We start from the raw sequence: 24,541 nt of genomic DNA on the forward strand, positions 1-24,541 counted from the left end.
GCTAAAAGAATGCTCAGGATTGGCGCCAGTCCTTGTAGGAGCGGGCGGGATCAGCGACGCTTGAGGTTCATTTTTTCCCGCCCCTCGGCCGGGGTCAGTACACGGGCGCCAAGGCGCGAGATGATCTCCACCGCCCGTTCGACCAGCTGGCCATTGCTGGCCAGCACGCCACGGTCCAGGTACAGGTTGTCTTCCAGCCCCACCCGCACGTTGCCGCCCAGCAACACGGCCTGCGCTGCCATCGGCATCTGCATGCGGCCGATGCCGAAACCCGCCCAGGTAACATTGGCCGGCAGGTTGTCTACCATGGCTTTCATGGTGGTGGTGTCGGCCGGCGCGCCCCACGGGATGCCCAGGCATAGCTGGAACAGAGGGTCGTCCAGCAGGCCTTCCTTCATCATTTGCTTGGCGAACCACAAGTGGCCGGTGTCGAAGATTTCCAGTTCTGCCTTCACGCCAAGTTCGGTGATGCGCTTGGCGCCGGCGCGCAGTTGCGCAGGGGTGGACACGTAGATCGAGTTGCCGTCGCCAAAGTTGAGGGTGCCGCAGTCGAGGGTGCAGATTTCCGGCAACAACGCTTCAACGTGGGCCAGGCGCTCCAGCGGGCCGATCAGGTCGGTGCCGGCGCCGAATTCCAGTGGCGTTTCACCCGGGCCGATTTCCAGGTCACCCCCCATGCCGGCGGTGAGGTTGACGATGATGTCCACGTCGGCTTCACGAATGCGCTCCATGACTTCGCGGTACAGCGCCACGTCACGGCTGAAGCGGCCGGTTTGCGGGTCGCGCACGTGGCAGTGGACCACGGTGGCGCCCGCCTTGGCAGCCTCTACGGCAGCGTCGGCGATTTGCCGGGGGGTGACGGGGACAAGGTGGCTTTTCGAGGCGGTATCACCGGCACCGGTAAGGGCGCAGGTGATGATGACGTCGTGGTTCATGGTGCGGTTCCTTGTGGTGTATGTGCTGGCGTTTTCGCGGGCAAGCCCGCGCCCACAGGGGACCGTGATGGCCCTGCCCAGGTATGCCCTGTGGGAACGGGTTCAGCCGCGAAGAGGCCCTGTCAGTTGGCGGTAAGCTTGAGGTTGTCCGCAGCCGGCTTGCCATCGAAGGTGGTCACCCCTTCCAGCCAGCGCGCCTTGTCTTCGGGGTGGTCTTTCAGCCACTGGCGGGCCGACTCCAGCGCGTCCTTGTGGTCGAGCAGCGGCTGCATCATGCGGCTCTCGTCCTCGGCGCTGAATTTCAGGTTGGCCAGCAGGCGGTTGGCGTTGGGGCAGCGTTCGGCGTAATCCGGCGCGGTCACCGTCCACACCGTGGCACGGCCTTCGTCGGGGCCGAGGGCGTCCTGGCTGTCACCCAGGTAGGCCATGTCGATGTTCACATTCATCGGGTGCGGTGCCCAGCCGAAGAACACCACGGCTTCCTTGCGCCGCACGGCGCGGTCGACCGCGGCGAGCATGCCCGCTTCGCTGGACTCGACCAGCTGGAATTTGCCCAGGCCAAACTGGTTCTTGGTGATCATGGCCTTGATCTGCGTATTGGCCCCCGAGCCTGGCTCGATGCCATAGATCTTGCCGCCCAGTTCCTTTTCGAACTTGTGGATATCGGCAAAGGTTTTCAGGCCCTTGTCATACAGGTATTTCGGCACGGCGAGGGTGGCGCGGGCGTCTTCCAGGCTTGGCTTGTCGAGCACCTTGACCTGCCCGGCGTCGACGAACGGGGTGATGGTCTGGGTCATGATCGGGTTCCAGTAACCCAGGAACATGTCCAGGCGCTTGTCGCGGATGCCGGCAAAAATGATCTGCTGCGAAGCGCTGGTCTGTTTGGTCTGGTAGCCCAGGCCATCGAGCAGCACCTGAGCCATGGCGCTGGTGGCAATGACGTCGGTCCAGTTGACCACGCCCAGGCGTACGTTCTTGCAGGCCGCGGGTTCGGCGGCCAACAGTGGGGAAGTGGCGATGCTGCTCAGGGCAAGGGTCAACAGGCTGCGGCGGATCAAGCTGTGCATGGTGGCTCTCCATCGGCAGTGCATATTGTTATGGGGTTCGGTCTCTCTGGGCCGTGTGAATACGCTACGCTGGCGCCATCTTGCCCAAGCGCACGCTAGCGACAGGAATTAGCACCTGGGCGACCAGTTTCTGTGGAGGGGGATGATGGAGACGATTGCCTTTCTGTTGGTGCCCGGTTTTTCCGCCATGGGGTTCATTTCTGCGGTGGAACCACTGCGGGTAGCCAATCGTTTTGGCGGGCCGTTGTACCGGTGGCAGGTGCTGAGCCTGAACGGTGAGGCGGTGCTGGCGAGCAATGGCATGTCCATCAATGCCGATGCCGCTCTGGGGGAGGGCGAGCCGCCCGACATCCTGCTGGTGGTTGCGGGCTTCGAGCCACTTGCCCATGTCGCGCCCAAACTGTTGCACGCGCTGCGCCGGCTCAACCATGACGCTGTCATGCTTGGGGGTATCGACACCGGTGCGATGGTGTTGGCCGAGGCGGGGCTGCTCGAGGGTTACCGGGCGACGTTGCATTGGGAGGCGCTGGAGGCCTTCAAGGAACGCTATCCAGGTCTTCAGGCCACCCAGGAGCTGTTCGAGATTGACCGCAGCCGCATCACCTGCGCAGGCGGAACGGCCTCGATCGATCTGATGCTGCACTTGATTGCCCAGGCTCATGGCAGCGAACTGGCGGTCAAAGTGTCCGAGCAGTTCGTGCTGGGGCGTATCCGTCAGCGCCAGGACCACCAGCGCATGCAGATCGGCGCGCGTTACGGCATCAGTAACAAGAAGCTGATCCATGCCATTGGCGAAATGGAAAAACACTTCGAGCCACCACTGACCACGCTGGATCTGGCAGCCGCGATCAAGGTCACGAGGCGTCAACTGGAGCGGTTGTTTCGCATACACCTGGATACCACACCCAGTAGTTTCTATCTCGCGTTACGGCTGGACAAGGCGCGTCAGCTGTTGGCCCAGACCGATATGTCAGTGACCCAGGTCAGCATTGCGTGCGGGTTTGAACTTCCATCGTATTTTACGCGGCGCTACAAGCTGAAGTTTGGGCGGTGCCCGCGGGAGGAACGTCGGCCGGGCGGCCCCAAATGAGCTTCACTCAAGCTCGCGCTCGAGAATTGCCCTCAGTTTTTCCCGGTTGCTCGCTTGCAGGTCCTTGCGAAGCGGGGCAAAACCTTCTGCATTGAAGCGTGCACCCAGATGGTCGAATGTCAGGTTCAACTTTCGGGTGGGCTCGACCGGGTCGGTAACGCAGTAGGTATAAAACAGGATCGCCACCGGAACCTGGTCACCTTCATGGTCCATTTCGATACTTAGATGTGAAGAAGCGTTCATGACGGTGAATTTACGTGCACCCGCCGACTGCAGGGCGTTTTGAATATTTTCTTCCAGGCTTTTGAACCAAGGCCCTTTGGCGCGCGGTGGCGGTAGAAAGCCATTGTATACATCGCTGAGCGCAAGCAAGTGCGGCTCATACACAATGGTTTTGTGTGTATGTTCACACAGGCTGAATTTCAATGATTTCAAGGTGGCGAGGGCGTGCGCGAACCATTGCCGAGGCTGGGTCTCCATCGAGTAGCTTTCATTGGCCAATGCTTGTGAATGACGCAGGCATAGCTGCAAATCTTCCCATGTCTCGAGTGTCAGCCAGGGGGCAGGCTTTATTCTTAGCCGCTCCTCGAATATTCGGGTGTCCAGGCTTGTATCGCTCATGTGGCATTGTTCCTCGATGGCTGCACATGACCAGAACCGGGTACCAGCACCTTCTGGTACCCGGCCTCGCTCATCAGCTAGTGAAAAAGTCGCCGAGGTCTTTTTTGACTTTCTCGTTCACAAGTTCCCGCGCAGCGTCGAAGTGACGAACGCTGAACGTGCCTTGTTGCGAAGCGCGGTAGACGCGGGTAGACGTTTTGTCGACCTTGCGGGTCAGGGCGCCCTCACGCTCGATCTTCGAGTCGTAGCTGGCCTGGAAGCTGGTCATGTACATGGCGGGCAGGCCTTGTGGCGTCATTTCGCACTGGGCTACCACGAAGTTGCTCGATTTGCCGGATTCGCTATGGCTGTGCTTTTCCAGGTGTGCCTTGACTTCCGGCTTCTGCACGACAACCTGCAGAGCACGCCTGGCGCAAGCGGCGCGGCGAGGGTCCGCGGCAACGCTGATGGTGACGGACTTGGTGATCAGATCTGCCAGGGTCAGGTTGTCCTCATCAATGGCATCTTCGGCATGTGCAGTACCTGTCATGGTCCAGCCGAATTTGATCAGGCCATCGTTGTAGAAGTTGTACCACTCGCGCTGCTGGGTTTCCTTGTTGAACTTCTTGTTGGCCAGTGCGGTCATCAAGCCCAGGCCGGACAGGATGTCTTGGGCAACGTCGGCAGGCACATTGTCAGCGAAAACGCAGATGGCCTGGCCGGTAGCGGCAACGCGCTCCTGGCCCTCTTTGCGGATTTTTTCCATTTCAACTTTGATGTCAGCCACTTTGTAATTCCTTGATAGTTTTGAATTTCAAGACACACATGCTGAGCACGTGGTCGGAGGGCACTATCGAGCAATGACGCAGGGGGCATCAGCGGCATGTTGTTCCTCGGGCGTTGGTCCTTCTCTGGTGCTGTTCAATCTTCGGGGGCTGGTTCGTCACCGTCTTGCAGGCCCAGGCTGCGCAGGTATTCGGCCCGCTCATCGCTGCGCTGTGCAATGCAGCTGTTCCAGGCGGTCTGGTAGGCCTTGCTGCCTGGCTGTTCAGCGTGGGTTTCGACCTTGCAGTCTGCATCACGCAGTTGACGCCAGAGTTGCTCGGCTGCCTCTATTCGCGACATCAGGCCGGCTTCGTCGCCGAACTGGTCACGCATGCGCGCGGCGAGTTCGTCGTAGGCCGACTGCAGCTCACGCTCGGCGACCTGCTTGTTGAATGCTGCACAGGCGAAGGTTTGCTGGTCGGTTTCCACATTGTCGCAAGGTGTGCTTTCTTCCTCGCTGGCCTGGGCCCCGCTCACAACGGCCAGCAGCGCCAGCCATGCCATTGATTTCATCCTTTTTCCCCTCACCTGGCTGTCGAATCGCAGGGATTCTCGCTCAGCCTGCGCTCTGGTGGTAGCTACCTGACCAAATGTTCATGAAGTGGCCGCAAATGCCGTTGTCGAGACTGTCTCGCATCGCCAGCCCGCGCGCCAGATGCCCTGTTGTCGCGCATTGACGCTTTCGGCAAACCCCCTGTCGTTTTTGCATCGGGGCGCCTTTGGGCACAGGCATATGCTGGCCCCAAAGCGCCGGCACAAGGTTTGGCGCCAACCCATTCGATAAAAGGGGACAGCCTGATGAGCCCAGCCGAACTTCACGCCGACAGTATCGTCATTGACGGCCTGATCATTGCCAAGTGGAACCGCGAGCTGTTCGAGGACATGCGCAAAGGCGGGCTCACTGCGGCCAACTGCACGGTATCGGTGTGGGAAGGGTTCAAGGCAACCGTCGACCAGATCGCCGCCAGCCAGAAGCTGATCCGCGACAACAGCGACCTGGTAATGCCGGTGCGCACTACCGCCGACATCCGCAAGGCCAAGGAACTGGGCAAGACCGGCATTCTCTTCGGCTTCCAGAACGCCCACGCCTTCGAAGACCAGATCGCCTACGTCGACGTGTTCAAGCAGCTGGGCGTTGGCATCGTGCAGATGTGCTACAACACCCAGAACCTGGTGGGCACCGGTTGCTACGAGCGCGACGGCGGCCTGTCGGGCTTTGGTCGCGAGATCGTCGCCGAAATGAACCGCGTCGGCATCATGTGCGACCTGTCCCACGTCGGCTCCAAAACGTCGGAAGAAGTCATCCTTGAATCGAAAAAGCCGGTGTGCTACTCGCACTGCCTGCCATCGGGCCTCAAGGAGCACCCGCGCAACAAGTCCGACGCCGAGCTGAAGTTCATCGCCGACCACGGCGGCTTCGTTGGCGTGACCATGTTCGCCCCGTTCCTGGCCAAGGGTATCGATTCGACCATCGACGACTACGCCGAAGCCATCGAGTACACCATGAACATCGTGGGTGAAGACGCGATCGGCATCGGTACCGACTTTACCCAAGGCCACGGCCAGGACTTCTTCGAGTACCTGACCCACGACAAGGGTTACGCCCGGCGCCTGACCAACTTCGGCAAGATCATCAACCCGCTGGGTATCCGTACCGTGGGTGAATTCCCCAACCTCACCGAAACCTTGCTCAAGCGCGGCCACTCCGAGCGCGTGGTGCGCAAGATCATGGGCGAGAACTGGGTCAACGTCCTCAAGGACGTGTGGGGCGAATAAGCCGCTCTCCAAGCCTGAATGCCCCTGCCAGCAACGCCGGGGCACCCAAACAAAAATTTTTATGGAGTTGAGTTTCCATGGCCAAAATCGCCCCGCAATTGCCAATCGAAGTCGACAGCGAGACCGGTGTCTGGACCAGCGACGCCTTGCCGATGCTGTACGTGCCGCGCCATTTCTTCGTCAACAACCACATGGGTATCGAAGAGGTATTGGGCGCCGACAAGTACGCCGAGATTCTCTACAAGGCCGGCTACAAGTCCGCCTGGCACTGGTGTGAAAAAGAAGCCGAGTGCCATGGCCTGGAAGGCGTGGCGGTGTTCGAGCATTACATGAAGCGCCTGAGCCAGCGTGGCTGGGGCCTGTTCGAGATCCAGGACATCGACCTGGATAAAGGCACCTGCAGCGTCAAGCTCAAGCACTCTGCGTTCGTATACGTCTATGGCAAGTGCGGCCGCAAGGTCGACTACATGTTCACCGGCTGGTTCGCCGGCGCCATGGACCAGATTCTCGCTGCCCGCGGCAGCGTTATCCGCACTGTGGCCGAACAGGTCTATGGCGGGTCGGAAGAAGGCCACGAAGATGGCCTGTTCGTTACAAAGCCGTTGTAAGCCGGAGATAGCGTCATGGCATTCGAAGCAATGTTCCAGCCGATCCAGATCGGCAAACTGACCATCCGCAACCGCGTGCTCAGCACCGCGCACGCCGAGGTCTACGCCACTGACGGCGGCATGACGACCGACCGCTATGTGAAGTATTACGAAGAAAAGGCCAAGGGCGGTATCGGCCTGGCGATCTGCGGCGGTTCGTCGGTGGTGGCCATCGACAGCCCCCAGGAATGGTGGGCATCGGTCAACCTTTCCACCGACCGCATCATCCCGCACTTCCAGAACCTGGCCGACGCCATGCACAAGCATGGGGCCAAGATCATGATCCAGATTACCCACATGGGCCGTCGCTCGCGTTGGGACGGCTTCAACTGGCCGACCCTGATGTCGCCTTCGGGTATTCGCGAACCGGTGCACCGCGCCACCTGCAAGACCATCGAGGTGGAAGAGATCTGGCGGGTGATCGGTAACTACGCCCAGGCCGCGCGTCGCGCCAAAGAGGGCGGCCTGGACGGTGTCGAGCTGTCGGCAGTGCACCAGCACATGATCGACCAGTTCTGGAGCCCGCGGGTCAACAAGCGTACCGACGAATGGGGCGGCACGTTCGAGGGCCGCATGAAGTTCGGCCTGGAAGTGCTGAAGGCTGTGCGCGCCGAAGTCGGTGACGATTTCTGCGTGGGCATGCGTATCTGTGGCGACGAGTTCCACCCCGATGGCCTCAGCCACGAAGACATGAAGCAGATCGCGGCCTACTACGACGCGACCGGCATGCTGGACTTCATCGGTGTGGTCGGCTCGGGTTGCGACACCCACAACACCCTGGCCAACGTCATTCCGAACATGAGCTACCCGCCAGAGCCGTTCCTGCACCTGGCGGCCGGTATCAAGGAAGTGGTCAAGGTCCCCGTGCTGCACGCACAGAACATCAAGGACCCGAACCAGGCCACGCGCATTCTCGAAGGCGGCTACGTGGACATGGTCGGCATGACCCGTGCGCACATGGCCGACCCGCACCTGATCGCCAAGATCAAGATGGGCCAGATCGACCAGATCAAGCAGTGCGTCGGTGCGAACTACTGCATCGACCGCCAGTACCAGGGCCTGGATGTGCTGTGCATCCAGAACGCTGCCACCTCCCGTGAATACATGGGCGTGCCGCACATCATCGAGAAGACCACTGGCGTGAAGCGCAAGGTGGTGGTGGTAGGTGCCGGCCCGGCGGGCATGGAAGCGGCCCGCGTGGCCGCCGAGCGTGGCCACGATGTGACCCTGTTCGAGAAGAAGGACCAGATCGGCGGGCAGATCACCATCGCCGCCAAGGCACCGCAACGTGACCAGATTGCCGGTATCACCCGCTGGTACCAGCTGGAGCTGGCGCGCCTGAAGGTCGACTTGCGCCTGGGCACCGCCGCCGACGTGGCGACGATCCAGGACCTGCGCCCGGACGTGATCGTGCTGGCGGTAGGTGGCCACTCGTTCCTTGAGCAGAACGAACACTGGGGCGCCGCCGAAGGGCTGGTGGTCAGCAGCTGGGACGTACTCGACGGCAAGGTTGCGCCGGGCAAGAACGTGCTGGTGTACGACACCATCTGCGAGTTCACCGGCATGTCGGTGGCCGACTTCATCGCCGACAAGGGCAGCCAGGTCGAGATCGTCACCGACGACATCAAGCCGGGCGTGGCCATGGGCGGTACTACCTTCCCGACCTACTACCGCAGCATGTACCCGAAAGAAGTGATCATGACCGGCGACATGATGCTGGAAAAGGTCTACCGCGAAGGCGACAAGCTGGTGGCGGTGCTGGAAAACGAGTACACCGGCGCCAAGGAAGAGCGCGTGGTTGACCAGGTGGTGGTGGAAAACGGCGTGCGCCCTGACGAGCAGCTGTATTACGCGCTGAAGGAAGGTTCGCGCAACAAGGGCCAGATCGACGTGGAGGCGCTGTTCGCCATCAAGCCACAGCCGATCCTCAGCCAGCCGGGCGAAGGCTACCTGCTGTACCGCATCGGTGACTGCGTGGCCCAGCGCAACGTGCATGCGGCGATCTACGACGCCTTGCGGCTGTGCAAGGACTTCTGATCGCACCGTCTATCTAGAGACGGGACTGGCCCCCCTGTAGGAGCGGCCTTGTGTCGCGAAAGGGCTGCGAAGCGGCCCCAGCAATTCATCAGCGCTGAGAATGCTGGGGCCGCTTCACGGCCCTTTCGCGACACAAGGCCGCTCCTACAGGGGTCCGCGCCGCCCTTGAGGTGGCGCAAGAATCCAGCTGTTGTGGGAGCCTCCCATGTTGAACACCCTGTTACCCATCCTGCTGTTCGCTGCCCTTGGCCTGGCAGTGCTCGGCGCCTTGCGCCGGGTGCGTATGTGGCGACGTGGCCGGGCCTCCAAGGTCGACCTGATCGGCGGCCTGCTGGCCATGCCGCGCCGCTACCTGGTGGACCTGCACCATGTGGTCGAGCGCGACAAGTACATGTCCAAGACCCACGTGGCCACCGCAGGCGGCTTCGTGCTGTCGGCCGTGCTGGCGATCCTGGTGCACGGCTTTGGCCTGCAGAGCAAGATCCTTGGTTACGCGCTGCTGGTCGCCACGGTGATCATGTTCAGCGGTGCCATTTTTGTCTTCAAGCGCCGTCTCAACCCGCCTTCGCGCCTGTCCAAGGGCCCGTGGATGCGCCTGCCCAAGAGCCTGCTGGCGTTTGCCGTGAGCTTCTTCATCGCCACCCTGCCGGTTGCTGGCATCCTGCCGGCCAACACCGGTGGCTGGGTGATGGTCGGCATCCTTGGCCTGGGCGTGCTGTGGGGCGTGTCCGAGCTGTTCTTCGGCATGACCTGGGGCGGCCCGATGAAGCACGCCTTCGCCGGTGCCCTGCACCTGGCCTGGCACCGCCGCGCCGAACGCTTTGGCGGTGGCCGCTCCACCGGCCTCAAGCCGCTGGACCTGGAAGACCCCAACGCGCCGCTGGGCGTGGAAAAACCGGTGGACTTCACCTGGAACCAGTTGCTTGGCTTCGATGCCTGCGTGCAGTGCGGCAAATGTGAAGCCATGTGCCCGGCCTTTGCCGCCGGCCAGCCGTTGAACCCGAAAAAACTCATCCAGGACATGGTCATCGGCCTGGCCGGTGGCACCGACGCCCAGTTCGCCGGCAGCCCGTACCCTGGCAAGCCGATTGGCGAGCACGGCGGCAGCCCGCACCAGCCGATCGTCAATGGCCTGGTCGACGCTGAAACGCTGTGGTCGTGCACCACCTGCCGTGCCTGTGTCGAAGAGTGCCCGATGATGATCGAGCACGTCGATGCCATCGTCGACATGCGCCGCCACCTCACCCTGGAGAAGGGTGCCACGCCGAACAAGGGCGCCGAGGTGCTGGACAACCTGATCGCCACCGACAACCCTGGCGGTTTCGCGCCTGGCGGGCGTATGAACTGGGCCGCCGACCTCAACCTGCAACTGCTGTCGGAGGTGAAAACCACCGAGGTGCTGTTCTGGGTGGGCGATGGCGCATTCGACATGCGCAACCAGCGCACCTTGCGCTCGTTCGTCAAAGTGCTCAAGGCCTCGGGTGTCGACTTTGCCGTGCTTGGCCTGGAAGAACGCGACAGCGGCGACGTGGCGCGCCGCCTGGGCGACGAAGCGACCTTCCAGCAACTGGCCAAGCGCAATATCCAGACTCTGGCCAAGTACAAGTTCCAGCGTATCGTCACCTGCGACCCGCACAGCTTCCATGTGTTGAAGAACGAATACGGTGCATTGGGCGGCGACTACCAGGTGCAGCACCACAGCACTTACATTGCCGAGCTGATCGCCGCCAACAAGCTGAACCTGGGCCAGCACAAGGGTGGCAGTGTCACCTACCACGACCCGTGCTACCTGGGCCGTTACAACGGCGAGTACGAAGCCCCGCGTGCGGTGCTCAAGGCGCTGGGTATCGAAGTGCGCGAAATGGAGCGCTCGGGCTTCCGTTCGCGGTGCTGTGGCGGTGGCGGCGGTGCGCCGATCACCGACATCCCCGGCAAGCAGCGTATTCCGGACATGCGCATGGACGACATCCGCGAAACCAAGGCTGAGCTGGTAGCCGTGGGTTGCCCACAGTGCACCGCCATGCTCGAAGGCGTGGTCGAACCGCGCCCACAGATCAAGGACCTGGCCGAGCTGGTGGCTGATGTGTTGATCGAAGAAGACGCGCCTGCCGCCGCAAAGCCGCAAGCGGCCAAACGTGAACCTGCGGAGGTGCACTGATGAGCGACATTGTCCGCCGCGACCCACGCGCCGAGTGGATCGCCCGTAACCGTCTGCATCCGCTGCATGCTGCGATGCAGACGCAACAGACCAGCTGGATGGGCCCCAACGGCATCATCCGCAAGAACCCACATGCGCTCGCCGCAGGCTTTGTGGGCCCGGCCGGCCTCAAGCGTATCGACCGCAGTGGCGCCCAGCAGGGCACGGCTGTGGGCGGCCGACGCACCGCGGCGGCCGAGGTCAAGTTGCCGCTGCACCAGGTGCCTGAGCCGGCGTTTTACATTGCCGTAGTGCCAGACATGGTCGGCGGCCGCCTGAGCAGCCACGACCGCGACCTGCTCGGGTTGGCCCATAGCCTGGCCGGCAGCGACGGCGCCGTGCTGGCAGTGGTGTTTGGCGAACACAAGGAAAGCAACTTTTCCACAGCCGGTGTCGATCGCCTGCTGGTGCTCGAAGGCGAGGAATTTGCAGGTTATGCGCCGGAGCAACTGGTGCAGGGCCTGCGCGCTGTGGATAACCAGTTCACCCCGCGCCACTGGCTGCTGCCCGACAGCCGCAGCGGTGGCGGCGAACTGGGCCGGCGCCTGGGTGCGTCCCTCGGCGAGCGCCCGGCGACGCGGGTCTGGCAGGTCAAGGACGGCCAGTGCATTGGCCGGGCCGGTGCCGGCCAGCAAGACCTGCAACGCGCCGTGCCACGGCTGATCCTGGCGGCGGCCGAGTGTGCCGAGCCGGTCAGCGAAACCCGCCATGAAGCGTTGCCGGTGGAGTTGTCCACAAGCATCGCGCGCAGCCTGTCGCGCATCGAGGACCTTGGTTCGGTGGCTGTAGACCCGGCCACCATCGCCATGGCCGAAGCCGAATTCATCGTCTCGGGCGGCAACGGCGTCAAGGACTGGGACCTGTACCACAAGGCCACAGCCGCCCTCGGCGCCACTGAAGGCGCCTCGCGGGTGGCGGTGGACGATGGCTTCATGCCGCGCAACCGTCAGGTGGGTGCCACCGGTACCTGGGTCACTGCACGGGTTTACGTGGCTGTGGGTATCTCGGGCGCGATCCAGCACCTGCAGGGCATCGGTGCCTGCGACAAGGTGGTGGCGATCAACATGGACCCGGGCTGCGACATGATCAAACGGGCTGACCTGTCGGTAATTGGCGACAGCTCGGCGATTCTCAAAGCGTTGATCGAAGCTGTGGACAACTACCGCAGCGGCGGCCAGCGCGACGCGGCATAAGGGCACGAGCATGAGTACGAAAGTGATCAGCCTGGTTTCCATCGGTGCCCACCCCAGCTCCGGCCGCGCCCGCCGCGCCGAACAGGATGCCCGCGCCGTGGAACTGGGCTTGCAGCTGGCTGGGGATAACTTGCAAGTGGTGCATGCTGGCGATCCACAGGAAGAGGCTTTGCGCGCTTACCTGGGCATGGGCCTGGACCACCTCGACGTGCTGGAGCAACCGGCCGGTGCCGATGTGCTGGGCGTGCTGGGCGATTATCTGCGCGACGCCGGGGCCCAACTGGTGCTGACCGGCAGCCAGGCCGAGACCGGCGAGGGGTCGGGCATGTTGCCGTTCCTGCTGGCGGAGAAGCTGGGTTGGCCGTTGATTGTAGGGTTGGCCGAGGTGGAGTCGATCGACAACGGCACCGCCCAGGTCCTGCAGGCTCTGCCACGTGGCCAGCGGCGTCGCTTGAAGGTGCGCCTGCCGTTGCTGGCGACTGTGGATAACGCTGCACCCAAGCCACGCCAGAGTGCCTTTGGCCCGGCACGCCGGGGCGTATTGGCGGCACGTAACGTGGCCATCGTCGAAGACGAACTGCTGGCCGAGGCAGAGCTGCAACCGGCCCGGCCACGGCCCAAGCGGTTGAAGGTGATCAAGGCCAAGAGCGGTGCCGACCGCATGAAGGCAGCGACGGCCAAGGCCAGTGGTGGCGGTGGCAAGGTGTTGAAGGACGTTTCTCCTCAGGAAGGCGCCGAAGCCATCCTCAAGCTGCTGGTGGAAGAGGGCGTGCTGCGTTAAGGCTTCACGCGATCCCTTGTAGGAGCGGCCTTGCGTCGCGATGGGCTGCGCAGCAGCCCCTGGATTTCGAGCCTGACTCAAGATTGCCGGGGCTGCTGCGCAGCCCATCGCGACACAAGGCCGCTCCTACATCGACCGCATCTTCTTCAAGTCATGCACGATAACTGTGGCCACTTTCCAATTTGTCGGGCAGAAACACCTCGTTCTGCCCACGGAATCTGTTCGCCAAGGTGTGGATAAAGTGTGGGCGCATCTCTATAGGCCATATGTAACGGGCCTTTCAGGGTTTTGATCAATAAACGATCAGCCACTGCCTCTGTTTTCGAATGTGCGTACTTAGGCCAGTAGTCAGCCTGACATTTTTGCCAGTACTCAGGTTGCCAATCAGCCATTACCTTATCCACAAGTATTGAAATTTGTGGATAACTCATGGCGACATCCTTGCTGGGTGCCGATCGGCAGCGTTCTGTACTGCGTGCGCTTCCCTACGGCTCGCGTGCCTATTCGCCCTACGGCGTGATGCACTCTGCCTCCCCGCCAACGCTGGCTTTTTGTGGGCAGTATCGTGATGCATTGACTGGGCTTTACCCGTTGGGAAATGGCCATCGTTACTACCAACCCTCGCTTATGCGTTTTCTGTCGCCAGACACGTTAAGCCCGTTCGACGAGGGCGGGCTCAATGCTTATTGCTACTGCCTTGGTGACCCTGTCAACCACCATGATCCCAGCGCAAAGTCTGCCGAGGATGTTGTGCTACCGATATTGGCGGGAATTACCAACCTGTTCAGCGGATTCATCAGCTGGCTGAAATTCAGAACGATGTCGCGGGACAGGAAGCTGACATCGGCGACAGGTGGTTATCCTGCGAGCCGCACGGGGGAGGTGACCTACAGCACACCAGAAAATCCGATAGCCAAGCCGACGCGACTGGCATGGACGATGTCTGCGATTAGCGCTGGTGCCGCGTTAGCGGGGCTGGGGTTCTCGATCGCCAGGATCGTAGAGCCTGAGAACGATGATTACCTGTGGGTTACAGTGGGGCTGACTGCAACCGGGCTATTCACCAGTGGAGTCGAGGCTTGGCAGCTTATTGGAAGCATGCAGCGGAACCGGTATCCGATCGAGTCGCTGAAATTTACTAGGAGGAGTCGAGAATCAAGCCTTGAGGATGTGCACTCAAACGCAGCGAGGATTCGTGGGGATTAGGCACATGCGCGCGCATGAATCTCGGCAGTCAGATCGCCTGCCTTGCCGAAGGCGACAAGGCAGGCGATCAATTGATTACTGCGCCTGCACTTCCTTCAGATACGGCGCCGGCTCCGCCCCCAGGTTCTCCAGCACCCGCTGGCTGTACCAGTCGATGAAGTTCACCACGCCAAACTCATAGGTTTTCGAGTACGGCCCTGGCTGGTAAGCGGTAGAGTTGATACCACGCTGGTTCTCTTCCGCCAGTCGACGGTCCTGGTCGTTGGTGGCGTCCCACACCTTGCGCATGTTTTCCGGGTTGTAGTCCACACCTTCCACAGCGTCCTTGTGCACCAGCCACTTGGTGGTGACCATGGTTTCCTGGGCACTGATCGGCCATACGGTGAACACGATCATGTGGTCGCCCATGCAGTGGTTCCACGAGTGCGGCAGGTGCAGGATGCGCATCGAGCCCAGGTCCGGGTTCTTGATGCGCCCCATCAGTTTCTGGCAGGCCTGCTTGCCGTCCATGGTCATCGACACGGTGCCCTTGAGCAGCGGCATGCGCACGATACGGTTACGCAGGCCATGGCTCTTGTGCAGGTAAGGGATCTTCTCGGCTTCCCAGGCGGCGGCAGAGGCGGCCACGTGGTCCTTGAATTCCTGGCTGGCGCGCGGGTCGTTGGTGTCGTCCCATTCCAGCAGGGTTTGCAGCAGCTCCGGGTGCGAACCGTTGCAGTGGTAGCACTCGCGGTTGTTTTCCAGTACCAGCTTCCAGTTGGCCTTTTCCATCAAGGTGGTCTGCACCGCCACCTTGGTGTTTTCCATGTCGTACGGTTCCATGTAGTGGTCCAGGGTGGCCAGGAACTCGTCGATGGCTGGCGGGTTCTGCGCCAGGCTGATGAAGATGTAGCCGCCTGCGACCTTCACGTTCACGGGCTTGAGGCCATACTGGTTCATGTCGAAGTCGGCACCCATCTCGGTGCCGGCGAACAGCAGGCGGCCGTCCAGCTCGTAGGTCCACTGGTGGTATGGGCACACCAGCTTGGCCACCTTGCCTTTTTCGCTGACGCACAGGCGTGAGCCGCGGTGGCGGCAGACGTTGTGGAAGGCATGCACCTTGCCTTCGGCACCGCGCACCACGATGATCGGGTTCTTGCCGATCTGCAGGGTGATGTAGTTGCCCTTGGCCGGGATCTCGCAGGTCATGCCGGCAATCAACCATTCTTTATGGAAGATTTCCTGCATGTCGATCTGGAACAGACGCTCGTCGGTGTAGAACGGCTGGGGCAGCGAGTAGGTGCGCTCGCGGGTCTGCAGCATCTCGGCGGTAGCCTTGCGTGCAGGTTCAAGTGGATCGCCCAGGCTCAGGGTTGCGGTGACGTCCATCGTGTATTCCTCGGGGCCGTGCGCGGCCGGCAAAAGGTGGCTAATCGTTGTGGTGGTGCCGCAAGGCTGTCGTTGAAAAAACAGCATGTTGTTTTGCCGTGGAGTGTGCGTCCGAAGACGTCGTGAACCGTATCCATGGGCGACATGGCCGAATTGAATAACGACGCGCCAGGCCTTGTGCCACGGGCCTGGTCGCGATAAGCACGTCGATGTCGCAGGCAGGAATGTGCGTCGTGTTCAGCTTGCGCATTATCGCAGCCATAAAAAGGGCCATAGTCGGCCGCTGGAGATGAACATGTCCGATACCTTCCTCAATCCGGTCACTACCCAGACCTGGGCCAATGGCCGCCACATCGTGCGCTGCGTCAAGGTCATCCAGGAGACCTGGGACGTGCGCACCTTCTGCTTCATGGCCGACCAGCCAATCATGTTCTTCTTCAAGCCAGGGCAGTTCGTCACCCTGGAGCTGGAGATCGAAGGCAAGCCGGTGATGCGTTCCTATACCATCTCCAGTTCGCCATCGGTGCCGTACAGCTTCTCGATCACCGTCAAGCGCGTGCCGGGCGGGCTGGTCTCGAACTTCCTGCACGACACCATGCACGAAGGCCTCGAGGTGCCGGTGCACGGCCCTGTGGGCCTGTTCAATGCCATCGACTTCCCTTCGGGCAAGGTGCTGTACCTGTCGGGCGGCGTGGGCATTACCCCGGTAATGTCGATGGCGCGCTGGTTCTACGACACCAACGCCAATGTCGACATGGTGTTCGTGCACAGCGCCCGCTCGCCGAAGGACATCATCTACCACCGCGAGCTGGAGCAGATGGCTTCGCGCATCCCCAACTTCAGCCTGCACATCATTTGCGAAAAGCATGGCCTGGGTGAGCCGTGGGCGGGTTACCGCGGTTACCTGAACCAGCGGCTGATGGAACTGATCGCGCCGGACTACATGGAGCGCGTGGTGTTCTGCTGCGGCCCGACGCCGTACATGAACGCGGTCAAGCGCCTGCTCGAAGCGGTCGGCTTCGACATGGCCAATTACCACGAGGAATCGTTCGGCGCCACGCCGCCGGAGGCCAAGGCCGACGCAGTGGAACACGCCGAGCAGGCGGCCGATGCCCCAGAGGTGGACGCCTCCGACCTCAACCTGGTGGAGTTCATCGGCAGCGAGAAGAGCATTCGCATTGCCCCGGGCGAGACCGTGCATGCCGCTGCGGCCAAGGTTGGCCTGATGATCCCGAAAGCCTGCGGCATGGGCATTTGCGGTACGTGCAAGGTGCTCAAGCTGGGTGGCGAAGTGGAAATGGAGCACAACGGCGGCATCACCGAAGAGGACGAAGCCGAGGGCTACATCCTGTCGTGCTGCAGCGTGCCGAAAGGGGATGTGCGGATCGATTACTGATCCGAAATTGGGGGGCTGCTGCGCAGCCCATCGCGACACAAGGTTGCGGTCCCTTGTAGGAGCGGCCTTGTGTCGCGATGGGCCGCAAAGCGGCCCCGCTGTTTCAAGTACGGAACCGGGCTACAAGGCCATTGAGATCCACGGCGAGGCGCGACAGTTCAGCACTCGCTGCACTGGTCTGATGCGCCCCGGTCGCACTCTGCACCGACAGGTCATTGATATTCACCAGGTTGCGGTCCACCTCCCGCGCCACCTGTGCCTGTTCTTCGGCGGCGCTGGCGATCACCAGGTTACGCTCGTTGATCTGCGCCACCGCCCCGGCAATGGTATCCAGCGCCAGGCCGGCCCCGCGCGCGATGTTGAGCGTTGATTCAGCCCGCTCGGTGCTGGTACGCATCGACTCCACAGCCTGTTCCGTACCCCCCTGAATGCTGCCTATCATGCGTTCGATCTCACTGGTCGACTGCTGGGTACGGTGCGCCAGTGCCCGCACTTCGTCCGCCACCACGGCAAAGCCACGGCCCGCTTCACCAGCACGCGCTGCTTCGATGGCCGCGTTGAGTGCCAGCAGGTTGGTCTGGTCGGCCAGGCCACGGATCACGTCCAGCACCTTGCCGATATCTCGTGACTGCTCGGCCAGGTGGGTGACCAGCTTGGCAGTACCTTGCACATCGCCGCTCATGCGCTCGATGGCAGCCACGGTTTCCAGCACCAGGTCTCGGCCGTCGCCGGTCGAGCGGCTGGCTTCACTGGATGCCTCGGAAGTGCTCACCGCGTTGCGCGCCACTTCTTCCACGGCGCTGGTCATTTCGGTAACGGCGGTGGCGGCTTGCTGGATTTCGTTGTTCTGCTGTTGCAGGCCACGGGCGCTTTCATCGGTGACCGTGTTCAGCTCCTCGGCTGCCGAGGCCAGCTGGGTGGCGGAGCCGGCGATCTGTTGCAGGGTGTCGCGCAGCTTGTCCTGCATGCGGGCCATGGCGCGCAACAGGCGGGCAGCCTCGTCGGTACCTTCGGCGCGTACGGTGTGGGTCAGGTCACCGTCGGCAATTTGCTCGGCGCTCTTGAGCGCCTCTTCGATCGGCTTGACGATACTGCGGGTCAGCAGGAAGGCACAGACGAAGGTCAGTACGCTGGCGCCGATCAACAGGCCAATGACCAGCGCGAAGGCCGTGCCGTATTGCTCGGCGGCTTTCTCGTTGGTGGCGCGAGTCTGCTCGGTGTTGATGCGTAGCAGGGTGTCCATGACCTTGTTCATCTGCTCGGAGTTGGCCATCAGGTCGCGGTTCAGCATGTCGCTCAGTTCATCGAGGCGGTTCTCCTGGCTGAGGGTGCGCATGCGCGACTCAAGTTGGCGGTACTGGCTGAGCAACTGGCCGAACTGGTCGAAGGCTGCCTGTTCGTCGTCGGCGCGGATCATGGGCATGTAGGCCTCGCGGGCGCGGTCCATCTGGGCATTGCGCTGGTCGAGCAGGTTCAGGGTATCGCGCTGGGTCTGGGCATCGCGGTTGACCAGCAGGCGGTACGAGAGCGTGCGCATGCGCAGGTTCAGCCCGGTCAGCTCGTCCAGAATCTTGATGCTCGGTACGTTGACCTGCTCGATGACTTCGCCTGCCTGGCGGATGTTGCCCATTTGTACCAGCGAAAAGGTGCCGAGGCCGAGCATCAACAGGCCAATCAAGGCGAAGCCAAGTAGCGCGCGCGGGGCGATATTCATGTTGCGTAGAGACATGGCAGAAGGGATCCAGGCAAGAAAGGGCAGGGGGGGCTTGAGGTGCGACGAAATGGGACTTGCCGGGCTATCGGTCGTGACTGCCGAGTCTTGAGTGGGGCCGTAAAAAATTATGAGGGCGCTAATCATTTCCTGACCGGCGGTTGACCCAGGTCGGAACAAGGGGGTGGTTCCTCTGTCAATCTGCGGGTCAGCAACCTTGTGAATCCGATATTTAATGGCGATGGGCGGCAGTTTTCTTTATCGTGTGCGCCCCTCGCAACAACCTGAGATAGACCCATGCTGGAAGCTTCCCTGAATCAAATCGAGCAACTGGTCAGCGACCTGATGCAGAAGAACGCTCAACTTGCCGAGCAGAACACCGCCCTTGGCCAGGAACTGGCCCAGGCCAAGGAAGAAAACGAAACCCTGCAGCTGTCGCTGATGGAGCAGGAAGAAAAGAACGGCGCCACCGCCGCACGCATCCAGGCCCTGGTTGAGCGCGCCAGTGCGGGCGTTGTCGGCGCATGAGACTGCAAGAGCAGCCGATCAATGTCGTGTCGATTCTCGGCATCGACTATTCGATCAAGGCGCCCGAAGGCCAGGAAGAAACCTTGGCCCAGGCGGTACGGATGCTCAACACTGCCCTTAACGAAACCAAGCGCCAGTACCCGACGTTGATCGGCGACAAGCTGCTGGTACTGGCTGCCCTCAACCTTTGCTCCAGGCAGGTCGAGTTGCAGAAAGAGCACCAGCAAACCCTGGCGCGCACCCAGGCGCAGATCGACGCGACTGTGGATGCCATCGTCCGCACAATCGCAGAGTCCTGATCGGTCGTTTGGGCGCTACGCGCCCCTTTCGCCACACAAGGCCGCACCTACAGCTTGACCCGACCCCTGTAGGAGCGGCCTTGTGTCGCGATGGGCTGCAAAGCAGCCCCAAGTTCCAGTGCATTGTCCCCAATGACTGGATTAACGGAATACTCAAGTGTATACACTTCTCGCAAAACAATAATGTTGCGGGGGGTAGGGCATGGGTTTCTGGCGCAAGAGCATCCAGTGGCAATTGATAACCAGCATGGGTGGTGCCTTGCTGGCGAGCATCCTGGTGGTGGTCATCATCTTCACCGTGGCGCTCAATCGCCTCACCGAGCGTTACCTGGTGGACACCGCCCTGCCGGCCAGCATCGAGGCCATCCGCAACGAAATCGAACACATGCTGGGCCAGCCGCTGGTGGCAGCGGCGGACATTGCCGGCAATACCCTGCTGCGCGACTGGCTTGCCGCCGGTGAAGACCCCGCCCAGGTCCCGCAGTTTCTCGAATACCTCACGGCAGCCAAGCAGCGCAACCGGGCGTTCACCACCCTGTTCGTGGCGACCGAAACCGGCCATTACTACAACGAAAATGGCCTGGACCGAACCCTCGACCGCAGCAACCCCAAGGACAGCTGGTTCTACGGCTACGTCGACAGCGGTGCCGAGCGGTTCATCAACATCGATGTCGACGGCTCCACGGGCGAGCTGGCGCTGTTCATCGACTACCGCGTGGAAAAGAACGGCCGGTTGGTCGGCGTGGCCGGTATGGGCCTGCAAATGACCGAGCTGTCGAAACTGATCCACGACTTCAGTTTCGGCGAGCATGGCAAGGTATTTCTGGTGCGCAACGATGGCCTTGTCCAGGTGCACCCGGAAGCTGCGTTAAGTGGCAAGCGCCAGCTCGGCGAGCAGCTTGGCGCCCAGGCTGCCAAGGCGGTACTGAGCGGCGGCGCCAGCCTGCGCAGCGGCCGCTTCGAGCGTGACGGCGAACAATACCTGGCCTTTGGCCTGCCTTTGCGTGACCTGAACTGGACCTTGGTCGCCGAAGTGCCAGAAGCGGAAATCTACGCCCCCATGCAACAGGCGGTATGGCTGACCAGCCTGATTGGTGGCGCCGTGGCCCTGGTTTCGTTGCTGCTGGTGGTGTTGCTGGCACGCGGCCTGGTGCGGCCGCTGCGGCGCGTCACTGCTGCGCTGGTGCAGATTGGCAGCGGTGCGGGCGACCTCAGCCAGCGCCTGGATGACTCACGCCCGGATGAACTGGGCGACCTGGCCCGTGGCTTCAACCGCTTCCAGGGCAGCCAGCGCGACCTGATCGGCGAGGTACTGAATACTTCCGAGCGCCTGCACCGGGCCGTGGAGCAGGTGACGCAGGTAGTGGACAACACCGCCGAGCGCTCAGGGCGCCAGCAAGACATGACCGCAATGGTCGCCACCGCCGTGCACGAGATGGGCCTGACGGTGCAGGACATTGCGCGCAACGCCGGTCAGGCAGCTCAAGCGTCGCAGGCGGCACGGGATGAGGCATTGCAGGCGCGCGAGGTGGTGCAGCGGTCGGTGCGAGGCATCGAGGGCATGTCGGGCGACATTGGCAAGGCCGCCGATGCGGTCAGCCAGTTGGCCGATGAAGTGGCCTCGATCGATGAAGTATTGGCGGTAATCCGCAGTATTTCCGAGCAGACCAACCTGTTGGCGCTGAATGCTGCCATCGAAGCCGCGCGGGCAGGGGACATGGGCCGCGGGTTTGCCGTGGTCGCCGATGAAGTACGGACGCTGGCCCGGCGCACGCAGTTGTCCACCGATGAAGTGCAGCAGATGATCCAGCGCCTCAAGCAAGGGGCAGGTTCTGCGGTGACTTCGATGCAGGCAGGGCAACAGGCGACGGGCACCGGGGTGGAAGCGAGCCAGCGTACAGGAGCGTCGCTGGGTGCGATTACTGATCAGGTGGAGCACATCAGCGACATGAACCACCAGGTGGCTACGGCGACTGAAGAGCAGTCGGCGGTGACCGAGGAAATCAACCGCACGGTGCAGGGGATTTCCGATCTGGCGCGGGAGACGGCGGCCGAGGTGCAAGGGTGCCGGGAGGAATGTCAGGCGTTGCGTAGCTTGGCTGATGACCTGGCGCGGCAGATGGGTGGGTTCAAGCTTTAGATTGGGGTTGGCTTCTTCGCGGGCTTGCCCGCTCCCAAAGGTACTGCACAGCGCTTGAAGACGGCGGTAACCCTGTGGGAGCGGGCATGCCCGCGAATGCAATCTGTCAGGCGGTGATTATGCTGCGGATATCCGCCGCCAGCTCACGCACCCGCTCTTGCTCGGTATCCCACGAGCACATGAACCGCGCCCCGCCGCTGCCAATAAAGGTATAGAACCGCCAGCCTTTGCCCCGCAGTGCTTCAATGGCGTACTCCGGCATTTGCAGGAATACCCCGTTGGCCTCCACCGGGAACATCAGCTCGACCCCCGGCAAATCACTCACCAAAGATGCCAGCAGCTGCGCGCAATGGTTGGCGTGGCTGCCGTGGCGCAGCCAGGCGCCACCTTCCAGCAGCCCCACCCACGGCGCCGACAGGAAGCGCATTTTCGACGCCAGCTGCCCCGCCTGCTTGCAGCGGTAGCCGAAGTCCTCGGCCAGCTGGCGGTTGAAGAACAGGATCGCCTCGCCCACCGCCATACCGTTCTTGGTGCCGCCAAAGCACAGCACGTCGACGCCGGCCTTCCAGGTCAGCTCCGCCGGGCTGCAGCCCAGGAACGCGCAGGCATTGGTGAAGCGCGCGCCGTCCATGTGCAGGTTGAGGCCCAGTTCCTTGCAGGTGGCGCTGATGGCCTTGAGTTCGTCGGGGCGGTAGACCGTGCCGACCTCGGTGGCCTGGGTGATGGTGACCACGCGGGGCTTGGGGTAGTGGATGTCCTGGCGCTTGAGCGCCACTTCGCGGATGGACGCCGGCGTCAGCTTGCCGTGCACGCTGGCTGCGGTCAGCAGCTTGGAACCGTTGGAAAAGAACTCGGGTGCGCCGCATTCGTCGGTTTCGACGTGGGCGGTCTCGGAGCAGATCACGCTGTGGTAGCTCTGGCACAACGAGGCCAGGGCCAGGGAGTTGGCGGCAGTGCCATTGAAGGCGAAAAACACTTCGCAATCGGTTTCGAACAGCTTGCGGAAGTACTCGGCCGCGCGCTCGGTCCATTGGTCGTCGCCATAGGCGCGGTCGTGGCCGTGGTTGGCCTTCTCCATCGCCGCCCAGGCTTCGGGGCAGATGCCGGAATAGTTGTCGCTGGCGAATTGTTGGCTCTTGTCTGTCATGACACTACTGTCCTGTGAACGACGCAGATCAGCACTCTAAACCATCGATTCGGCGGTTGCCTATACAAGCTGTGCAACAGTCGGTTGCTGGGTTGTCTGTGCTGGCCGCTTCGCGGGCAAGCCCGCTCCCACAGGGTTACCTCAAACCCTCAGAACACCGCCAACCTGTGGCAGCGGGCATGCCCGCGAACAGGCCGGCAGCAACGGCAAAAAAACGAATGTCGTAAACGCGCCATTGCAAGGCGTGCGCAGGCATCTGACCTACCCCGCCCAGTCATAACATCGCCACAAAGGGCCGCAGTGCCCCACGACAAAAAACGATCGCTGCCGGGAGATACACGATGTTCAGCAAGCAAGACCAGATCCAGGGTTACGATGATGCACTGCTGGCGGCGATGAATGCCGAAGAGCAGCGCCAGGAAGACCACATCGAGCTGATCGCCTCGGAAAACTACACCTCCAAGCGCGTGATGCAGGCCCAAGGCAGCGGCCTGACCAACAAATACGCCGAAGGCTACCCAGGCAAGCGCTACTACGGCGGCTGCGAGCACGTCGACAAGGTAGAGGCCCTGGCCATCGAGCGCGCCAAGCAACTGTTCGGCGCCGACTACGCCAACGTTCAGCCGCACTCCGGCTCGTCGGCCAACGGCGCTGTCTACCTGGCCCTGCTGCAGGCTGGTGACACCATCCTCGGCATGAGCCTGGCCCACGGCGGCCACCTGACCCACGGCGCCAAAGTGTCGTCCTCGGGCAAACTGTACAACGCTGTGCAATACGGCATCGATACCAATACTGGCCTGATCGACTACGACGAAGTCGAGCGCCTGGCCGTCGAGCACAAGCCGAAAATGATCGTTGCCGGTTTCTCGGCCTACTCCAAGACCCTGGACTTCCCGCGCTTCCGCGCCATCGCCGACAAAGTGGGTGCACTGCTGTTCGTCGACATGGCCCACGTGGCAGGCTTGGTCGCCGCTGGCCTGTACCCGAACCCGATCCCGTTCGCCGATGTGGTCACCACCACCACCCACAAAACCCTGCGTGGCCCGCGTGGTGGCCTGATCCTGGCCAAGGCCAACGAAGAGATCGAGAAGAAGCTCAACGCCGCGGTCTTCCCGGGCGCCCAGGGCGGCCCGCTGATGCACGTGATCGCCGCCAAGGCCGTGTGCTTCAAGGAAGCCCTGGAACCTGGCTTCAAGGCCTACCAGCAACAAGTGATCGAAAACGCCCAGGCCATGGCCCAGGTGTTCATCGACCGCGGCTATGACGTGGTGTCCGGCGGTACCGACAACCACCTGTTCCTGGTCAGCCTGATTCGTCAGGGCCTCACCGGCAAGGATGCCGACGCAGCCCTGGGCCGCGCGCACATTACCGTCAACAAGAACGCCGTGCCGAACGACCCGCAATCGCCGTTCGTGACCTCGGGCCTGCGCATCGGCACCCCGGCCGTCACCACCCGCGGCTTCAAGGTCACCCAGTGCGTGGCCCTGGCCGGCTGGATCTGCGACATCCTCGACAACCTCGGTGACGCAGACGTGGAAGCCGATGTGGCGAAGAACGTCGCGGCACTGTGCGCTGATTTCCCTGTTTACCGCTGAGTG

At 62.1% G+C, this 24,541-nt stretch carries 21 protein-coding genes and 2 pseudogenes; 14 read left to right on the forward strand and 9 right to left on the reverse strand.

All coding sequences use genetic code 11. From position 1 onward, the window contains the following. Positions 1-50: 50 nt before the first annotated feature. Both K4A76_RS01330 and choX read right to left on the reverse strand, forming a co-directional pair. Complete coding sequence (locus K4A76_RS01330) at positions 51-935, reverse strand: 3-keto-5-aminohexanoate cleavage protein (protein ID WP_054905537.1); 885 nt, start codon at positions 933-935, stop codon at positions 51-53. Positions 936-1,057: 122 nt separating this feature from the next. Continuing rightward, positions 1,058-2,002 (reverse strand): choline ABC transporter substrate-binding protein, encoded by a 945-nt coding sequence (gene choX / locus K4A76_RS01335; RefSeq protein WP_054905538.1) that lies wholly within the window; start codon positions 2,000-2,002, stop codon positions 1,058-1,060. A 142-nt stretch (positions 2,003-2,144) separates the two neighbouring features. Between choX and K4A76_RS01340 the strand changes: the two genes are divergently transcribed. Beyond that, positions 2,145-3,092, forward strand: a complete 948-nt coding sequence (locus K4A76_RS01340) for a GlxA family transcriptional regulator (protein ID WP_274411382.1) — start codon at positions 2,145-2,147, stop codon at positions 3,090-3,092. Between the two features lie 3 nt (positions 3,093-3,095). Here K4A76_RS01340 and K4A76_RS01345 read toward each other — a convergent pair whose 3' ends face one another. The 3 genes from K4A76_RS01345 to K4A76_RS01355 form a co-directional block, all read right to left on the reverse strand. Continuing rightward, complete coding sequence (locus K4A76_RS01345; protein ID WP_115293263.1) at positions 3,096-3,713, reverse strand: hypothetical protein; 618 nt, start codon at positions 3,711-3,713, stop codon at positions 3,096-3,098. A gap of 73 nt (positions 3,714-3,786) precedes the next feature. Then, the gene (locus K4A76_RS01350) at positions 3,787-4,479 is read right to left on the reverse strand and encodes a hypothetical protein (protein ID WP_274411383.1); all 693 of its coding nucleotides are present in this window, start codon (positions 4,477-4,479) and stop codon (positions 3,787-3,789) included. A gap of 134 nt (positions 4,480-4,613) precedes the next feature. After that, complete coding sequence (locus K4A76_RS01355) at positions 4,614-5,030, reverse strand: lysozyme inhibitor LprI family protein (RefSeq protein ID WP_033690412.1); 417 nt, start codon at positions 5,028-5,030, stop codon at positions 4,614-4,616. 285 nt (positions 5,031-5,315) lie between these two features. Between K4A76_RS01355 and K4A76_RS01360 the strand changes: the two genes are divergently transcribed. The 6 genes from K4A76_RS01360 (at position 5,316) to etfB (ending at position 13,148) form a co-directional block, all read left to right on the forward strand. Continuing rightward, the gene (locus tag K4A76_RS01360) at positions 5,316-6,293 is read left to right on the forward strand and encodes a dipeptidase (RefSeq protein WP_009682902.1); all 978 of its coding nucleotides are present in this window, start codon (positions 5,316-5,318) and stop codon (positions 6,291-6,293) included. Between the two features lie 77 nt (positions 6,294-6,370). Then, the gene (locus K4A76_RS01365; protein ID WP_274411384.1) at positions 6,371-6,901 is read left to right on the forward strand and encodes a DUF5943 domain-containing protein; all 531 of its coding nucleotides are present in this window, start codon (positions 6,371-6,373) and stop codon (positions 6,899-6,901) included. A gap of 15 nt (positions 6,902-6,916) precedes the next feature. Then, a complete protein-coding gene (gene dgcA, locus K4A76_RS01370) occupies positions 6,917-8,977 on the forward strand; it encodes a dimethylglycine demethylation protein DgcA (RefSeq protein WP_019096852.1) in 2,061 nt (686 codons plus the stop codon). Between the two features lie 205 nt (positions 8,978-9,182). Beyond that, positions 9,183-11,135 (forward strand): dimethylglycine demethylation protein DgcB, encoded by a 1,953-nt coding sequence (gene dgcB / locus K4A76_RS01375; RefSeq protein WP_009682905.1) that lies wholly within the window; start codon positions 9,183-9,185, stop codon positions 11,133-11,135. Then, entirely contained in the window at positions 11,135-12,367 is a 1,233-nt protein-coding gene (gene etfA / locus K4A76_RS01380; RefSeq protein ID WP_029886396.1) for an electron transfer flavoprotein subunit alpha, read from the forward strand. The genes dgcB and etfA overlap by 1 nt, the downstream gene beginning before the upstream one ends. A gap of 10 nt (positions 12,368-12,377) precedes the next feature. Beyond that, on the forward strand, positions 12,378-13,148 hold the full coding sequence (gene etfB, locus K4A76_RS01385) for an electron transfer flavoprotein subunit beta (protein ID WP_003255694.1): 771 nt from the start codon (positions 12,378-12,380) through the stop codon (positions 13,146-13,148). 146 nt (positions 13,149-13,294) lie between these two features. Here the strand turns inward: etfB and K4A76_RS01390 are convergent, their stop codons facing one another. Beyond that, the gene (locus K4A76_RS01390; RefSeq protein WP_274411385.1) at positions 13,295-13,579 is read right to left on the reverse strand and encodes a hypothetical protein; all 285 of its coding nucleotides are present in this window, start codon (positions 13,577-13,579) and stop codon (positions 13,295-13,297) included. Here K4A76_RS01390 and K4A76_RS01395 point away from each other — a divergent pair. After that, entirely contained in the window at positions 13,578-14,354 is a 777-nt protein-coding gene (locus tag K4A76_RS01395; protein WP_274411386.1) for an RHS repeat-associated core domain-containing protein, read from the forward strand. The genes K4A76_RS01390 and K4A76_RS01395 overlap by 2 nt on opposite strands. Before the next feature lie 75 nt (positions 14,355-14,429). On the opposite strand, the gene gbcA is transcribed toward K4A76_RS01395, so the two are convergent. Next, on the reverse strand, positions 14,430-15,722 hold the full coding sequence (gene gbcA / locus K4A76_RS01400; protein ID WP_182365230.1) for a glycine-betaine demethylase subunit GbcA: 1,293 nt from the start codon (positions 15,720-15,722) through the stop codon (positions 14,430-14,432). A gap of 295 nt (positions 15,723-16,017) precedes the next feature. On the opposite strand from gbcA, the gene gbcB reads away from it, so the two are divergent. After that, positions 16,018-17,118, forward strand: a complete 1,101-nt coding sequence (gene gbcB, locus K4A76_RS01405) for a glycine-betaine demethylase subunit GbcB (RefSeq protein WP_173887334.1) — start codon at positions 16,018-16,020, stop codon at positions 17,116-17,118. Between the two features lie 103 nt (positions 17,119-17,221). Here gbcB and K4A76_RS01410 read toward each other — a convergent pair whose 3' ends face one another. Further along, a complete protein-coding gene (locus K4A76_RS01410; RefSeq protein WP_274411387.1) occupies positions 17,222-18,847 on the reverse strand; it encodes a methyl-accepting chemotaxis protein in 1,626 nt (541 codons plus the stop codon). 279 nt (positions 18,848-19,126) lie between these two features. Between K4A76_RS01410 and K4A76_RS01415 the strand changes: the two genes are divergently transcribed. The 4 genes and pseudogenes from K4A76_RS01415 to K4A76_RS23805 form a co-directional block, all read left to right on the forward strand. Next, a complete protein-coding gene (locus K4A76_RS01415) occupies positions 19,127-19,357 on the forward strand; it encodes a hypothetical protein (protein ID WP_009683367.1) in 231 nt (76 codons plus the stop codon). Further along, positions 19,354-19,656 carry a cell division protein ZapA gene (locus tag K4A76_RS01420; protein ID WP_029886391.1) on the forward strand — a complete coding sequence of 101 codons (303 nt, stop codon included), beginning with the start codon at positions 19,354-19,356 and terminating at the stop codon, positions 19,654-19,656. Before K4A76_RS01415 ends, K4A76_RS01420 begins: the two co-directional genes overlap by 4 nt. A 385-nt stretch (positions 19,657-20,041) precedes the next feature. Beyond that, a pseudogene (locus tag K4A76_RS23800) lies at positions 20,042-20,884 on the forward strand (cache domain-containing protein); the annotation flags it as partial. Positions 20,885-21,268: 384 nt separating this feature from the next. Further along, a pseudogene (locus tag K4A76_RS23805) lies at positions 21,269-21,796 on the forward strand (methyl-accepting chemotaxis protein); the annotation flags it as partial. 106 nt (positions 21,797-21,902) lie between these two features. Here K4A76_RS23805 and K4A76_RS01430 read toward each other — a convergent pair. Next, positions 21,903-22,943, reverse strand: coding sequence for a threonine aldolase family protein (locus K4A76_RS01430; RefSeq protein WP_274411388.1), 1,041 nt, complete (start codon positions 22,941-22,943; stop codon positions 21,903-21,905). 341 nt (positions 22,944-23,284) lie between these two features. Between K4A76_RS01430 and K4A76_RS01435 the strand changes: the two genes are divergently transcribed. Beyond that, entirely contained in the window at positions 23,285-24,538 is a 1,254-nt protein-coding gene (locus K4A76_RS01435) for a serine hydroxymethyltransferase (protein WP_009683372.1), read from the forward strand. The last annotated feature ends 3 nt before the right edge of the window (positions 24,539-24,541 follow it).

This window comes from Pseudomonas sp. NEEL19 (assembly GCF_028751975.1).
GTDB lineage: Bacteria > Pseudomonadota > Gammaproteobacteria > Pseudomonadales > Pseudomonadaceae > Aquipseudomonas > Aquipseudomonas juntendi.

Coding starts and splice junctions, on each gene's coding strand:
- K4A76_RS01330 (WP_054905537.1), bottom strand. CDS start 935: ATGAACCACGACGTCATCATCACCTGCGCCCTTACCGGTGCCGGTGAT.
- choX (WP_054905538.1), bottom strand. CDS start 2,002: ATGCACAGCTTGATCCGCCGCAGCCTGTTGACCCTTGCCCTGAGCAGC.
- K4A76_RS01340 (WP_274411382.1), top strand. CDS start 2,145: ATGATGGAGACGATTGCCTTTCTGTTGGTGCCCGGTTTTTCCGCCATG.
- K4A76_RS01345 (WP_115293263.1), bottom strand. CDS start 3,713: ATGAGCGATACAAGCCTGGACACCCGAATATTCGAGGAGCGGCTAAGA.
- K4A76_RS01355 (WP_033690412.1), bottom strand. CDS start 5,030: ATGAAATCAATGGCATGGCTGGCGCTGCTGGCCGTTGTGAGCGGGGCC.
- K4A76_RS01360 (WP_009682902.1), top strand. CDS start 5,316: ATGAGCCCAGCCGAACTTCACGCCGACAGTATCGTCATTGACGGCCTG.
- K4A76_RS01365 (WP_274411384.1), top strand. CDS start 6,371: ATGGCCAAAATCGCCCCGCAATTGCCAATCGAAGTCGACAGCGAGACC.
- dgcA (WP_019096852.1), top strand. CDS start 6,917: ATGGCATTCGAAGCAATGTTCCAGCCGATCCAGATCGGCAAACTGACC.
- dgcB (WP_009682905.1), top strand. CDS start 9,183: ATGTTGAACACCCTGTTACCCATCCTGCTGTTCGCTGCCCTTGGCCTG.
- etfA (WP_029886396.1), top strand. CDS start 11,135: ATGAGCGACATTGTCCGCCGCGACCCACGCGCCGAGTGGATCGCCCGT.
- etfB (WP_003255694.1), top strand. CDS start 12,378: ATGAGTACGAAAGTGATCAGCCTGGTTTCCATCGGTGCCCACCCCAGC.
- K4A76_RS01395 (WP_274411386.1), top strand. CDS start 13,578: ATGGCGACATCCTTGCTGGGTGCCGATCGGCAGCGTTCTGTACTGCGT.
- K4A76_RS01390 (WP_274411385.1), bottom strand. CDS start 13,579: ATGAGTTATCCACAAATTTCAATACTTGTGGATAAGGTAATGGCTGAT.
- gbcA (WP_182365230.1), bottom strand. CDS start 15,722: ATGGACGTCACCGCAACCCTGAGCCTGGGCGATCCACTTGAACCTGCA.
- gbcB (WP_173887334.1), top strand. CDS start 16,018: ATGTCCGATACCTTCCTCAATCCGGTCACTACCCAGACCTGGGCCAAT.
- K4A76_RS01410 (WP_274411387.1), bottom strand. CDS start 18,847: ATGTCTCTACGCAACATGAATATCGCCCCGCGCGCGCTACTTGGCTTC.
- K4A76_RS01415 (WP_009683367.1), top strand. CDS start 19,127: ATGCTGGAAGCTTCCCTGAATCAAATCGAGCAACTGGTCAGCGACCTG.
- K4A76_RS01420 (WP_029886391.1), top strand. CDS start 19,354: ATGAGACTGCAAGAGCAGCCGATCAATGTCGTGTCGATTCTCGGCATC.
- K4A76_RS01430 (WP_274411388.1), bottom strand. CDS start 22,943: ATGACAGACAAGAGCCAACAATTCGCCAGCGACAACTATTCCGGCATC.
- K4A76_RS01435 (WP_009683372.1), top strand. CDS start 23,285: ATGTTCAGCAAGCAAGACCAGATCCAGGGTTACGATGATGCACTGCTG.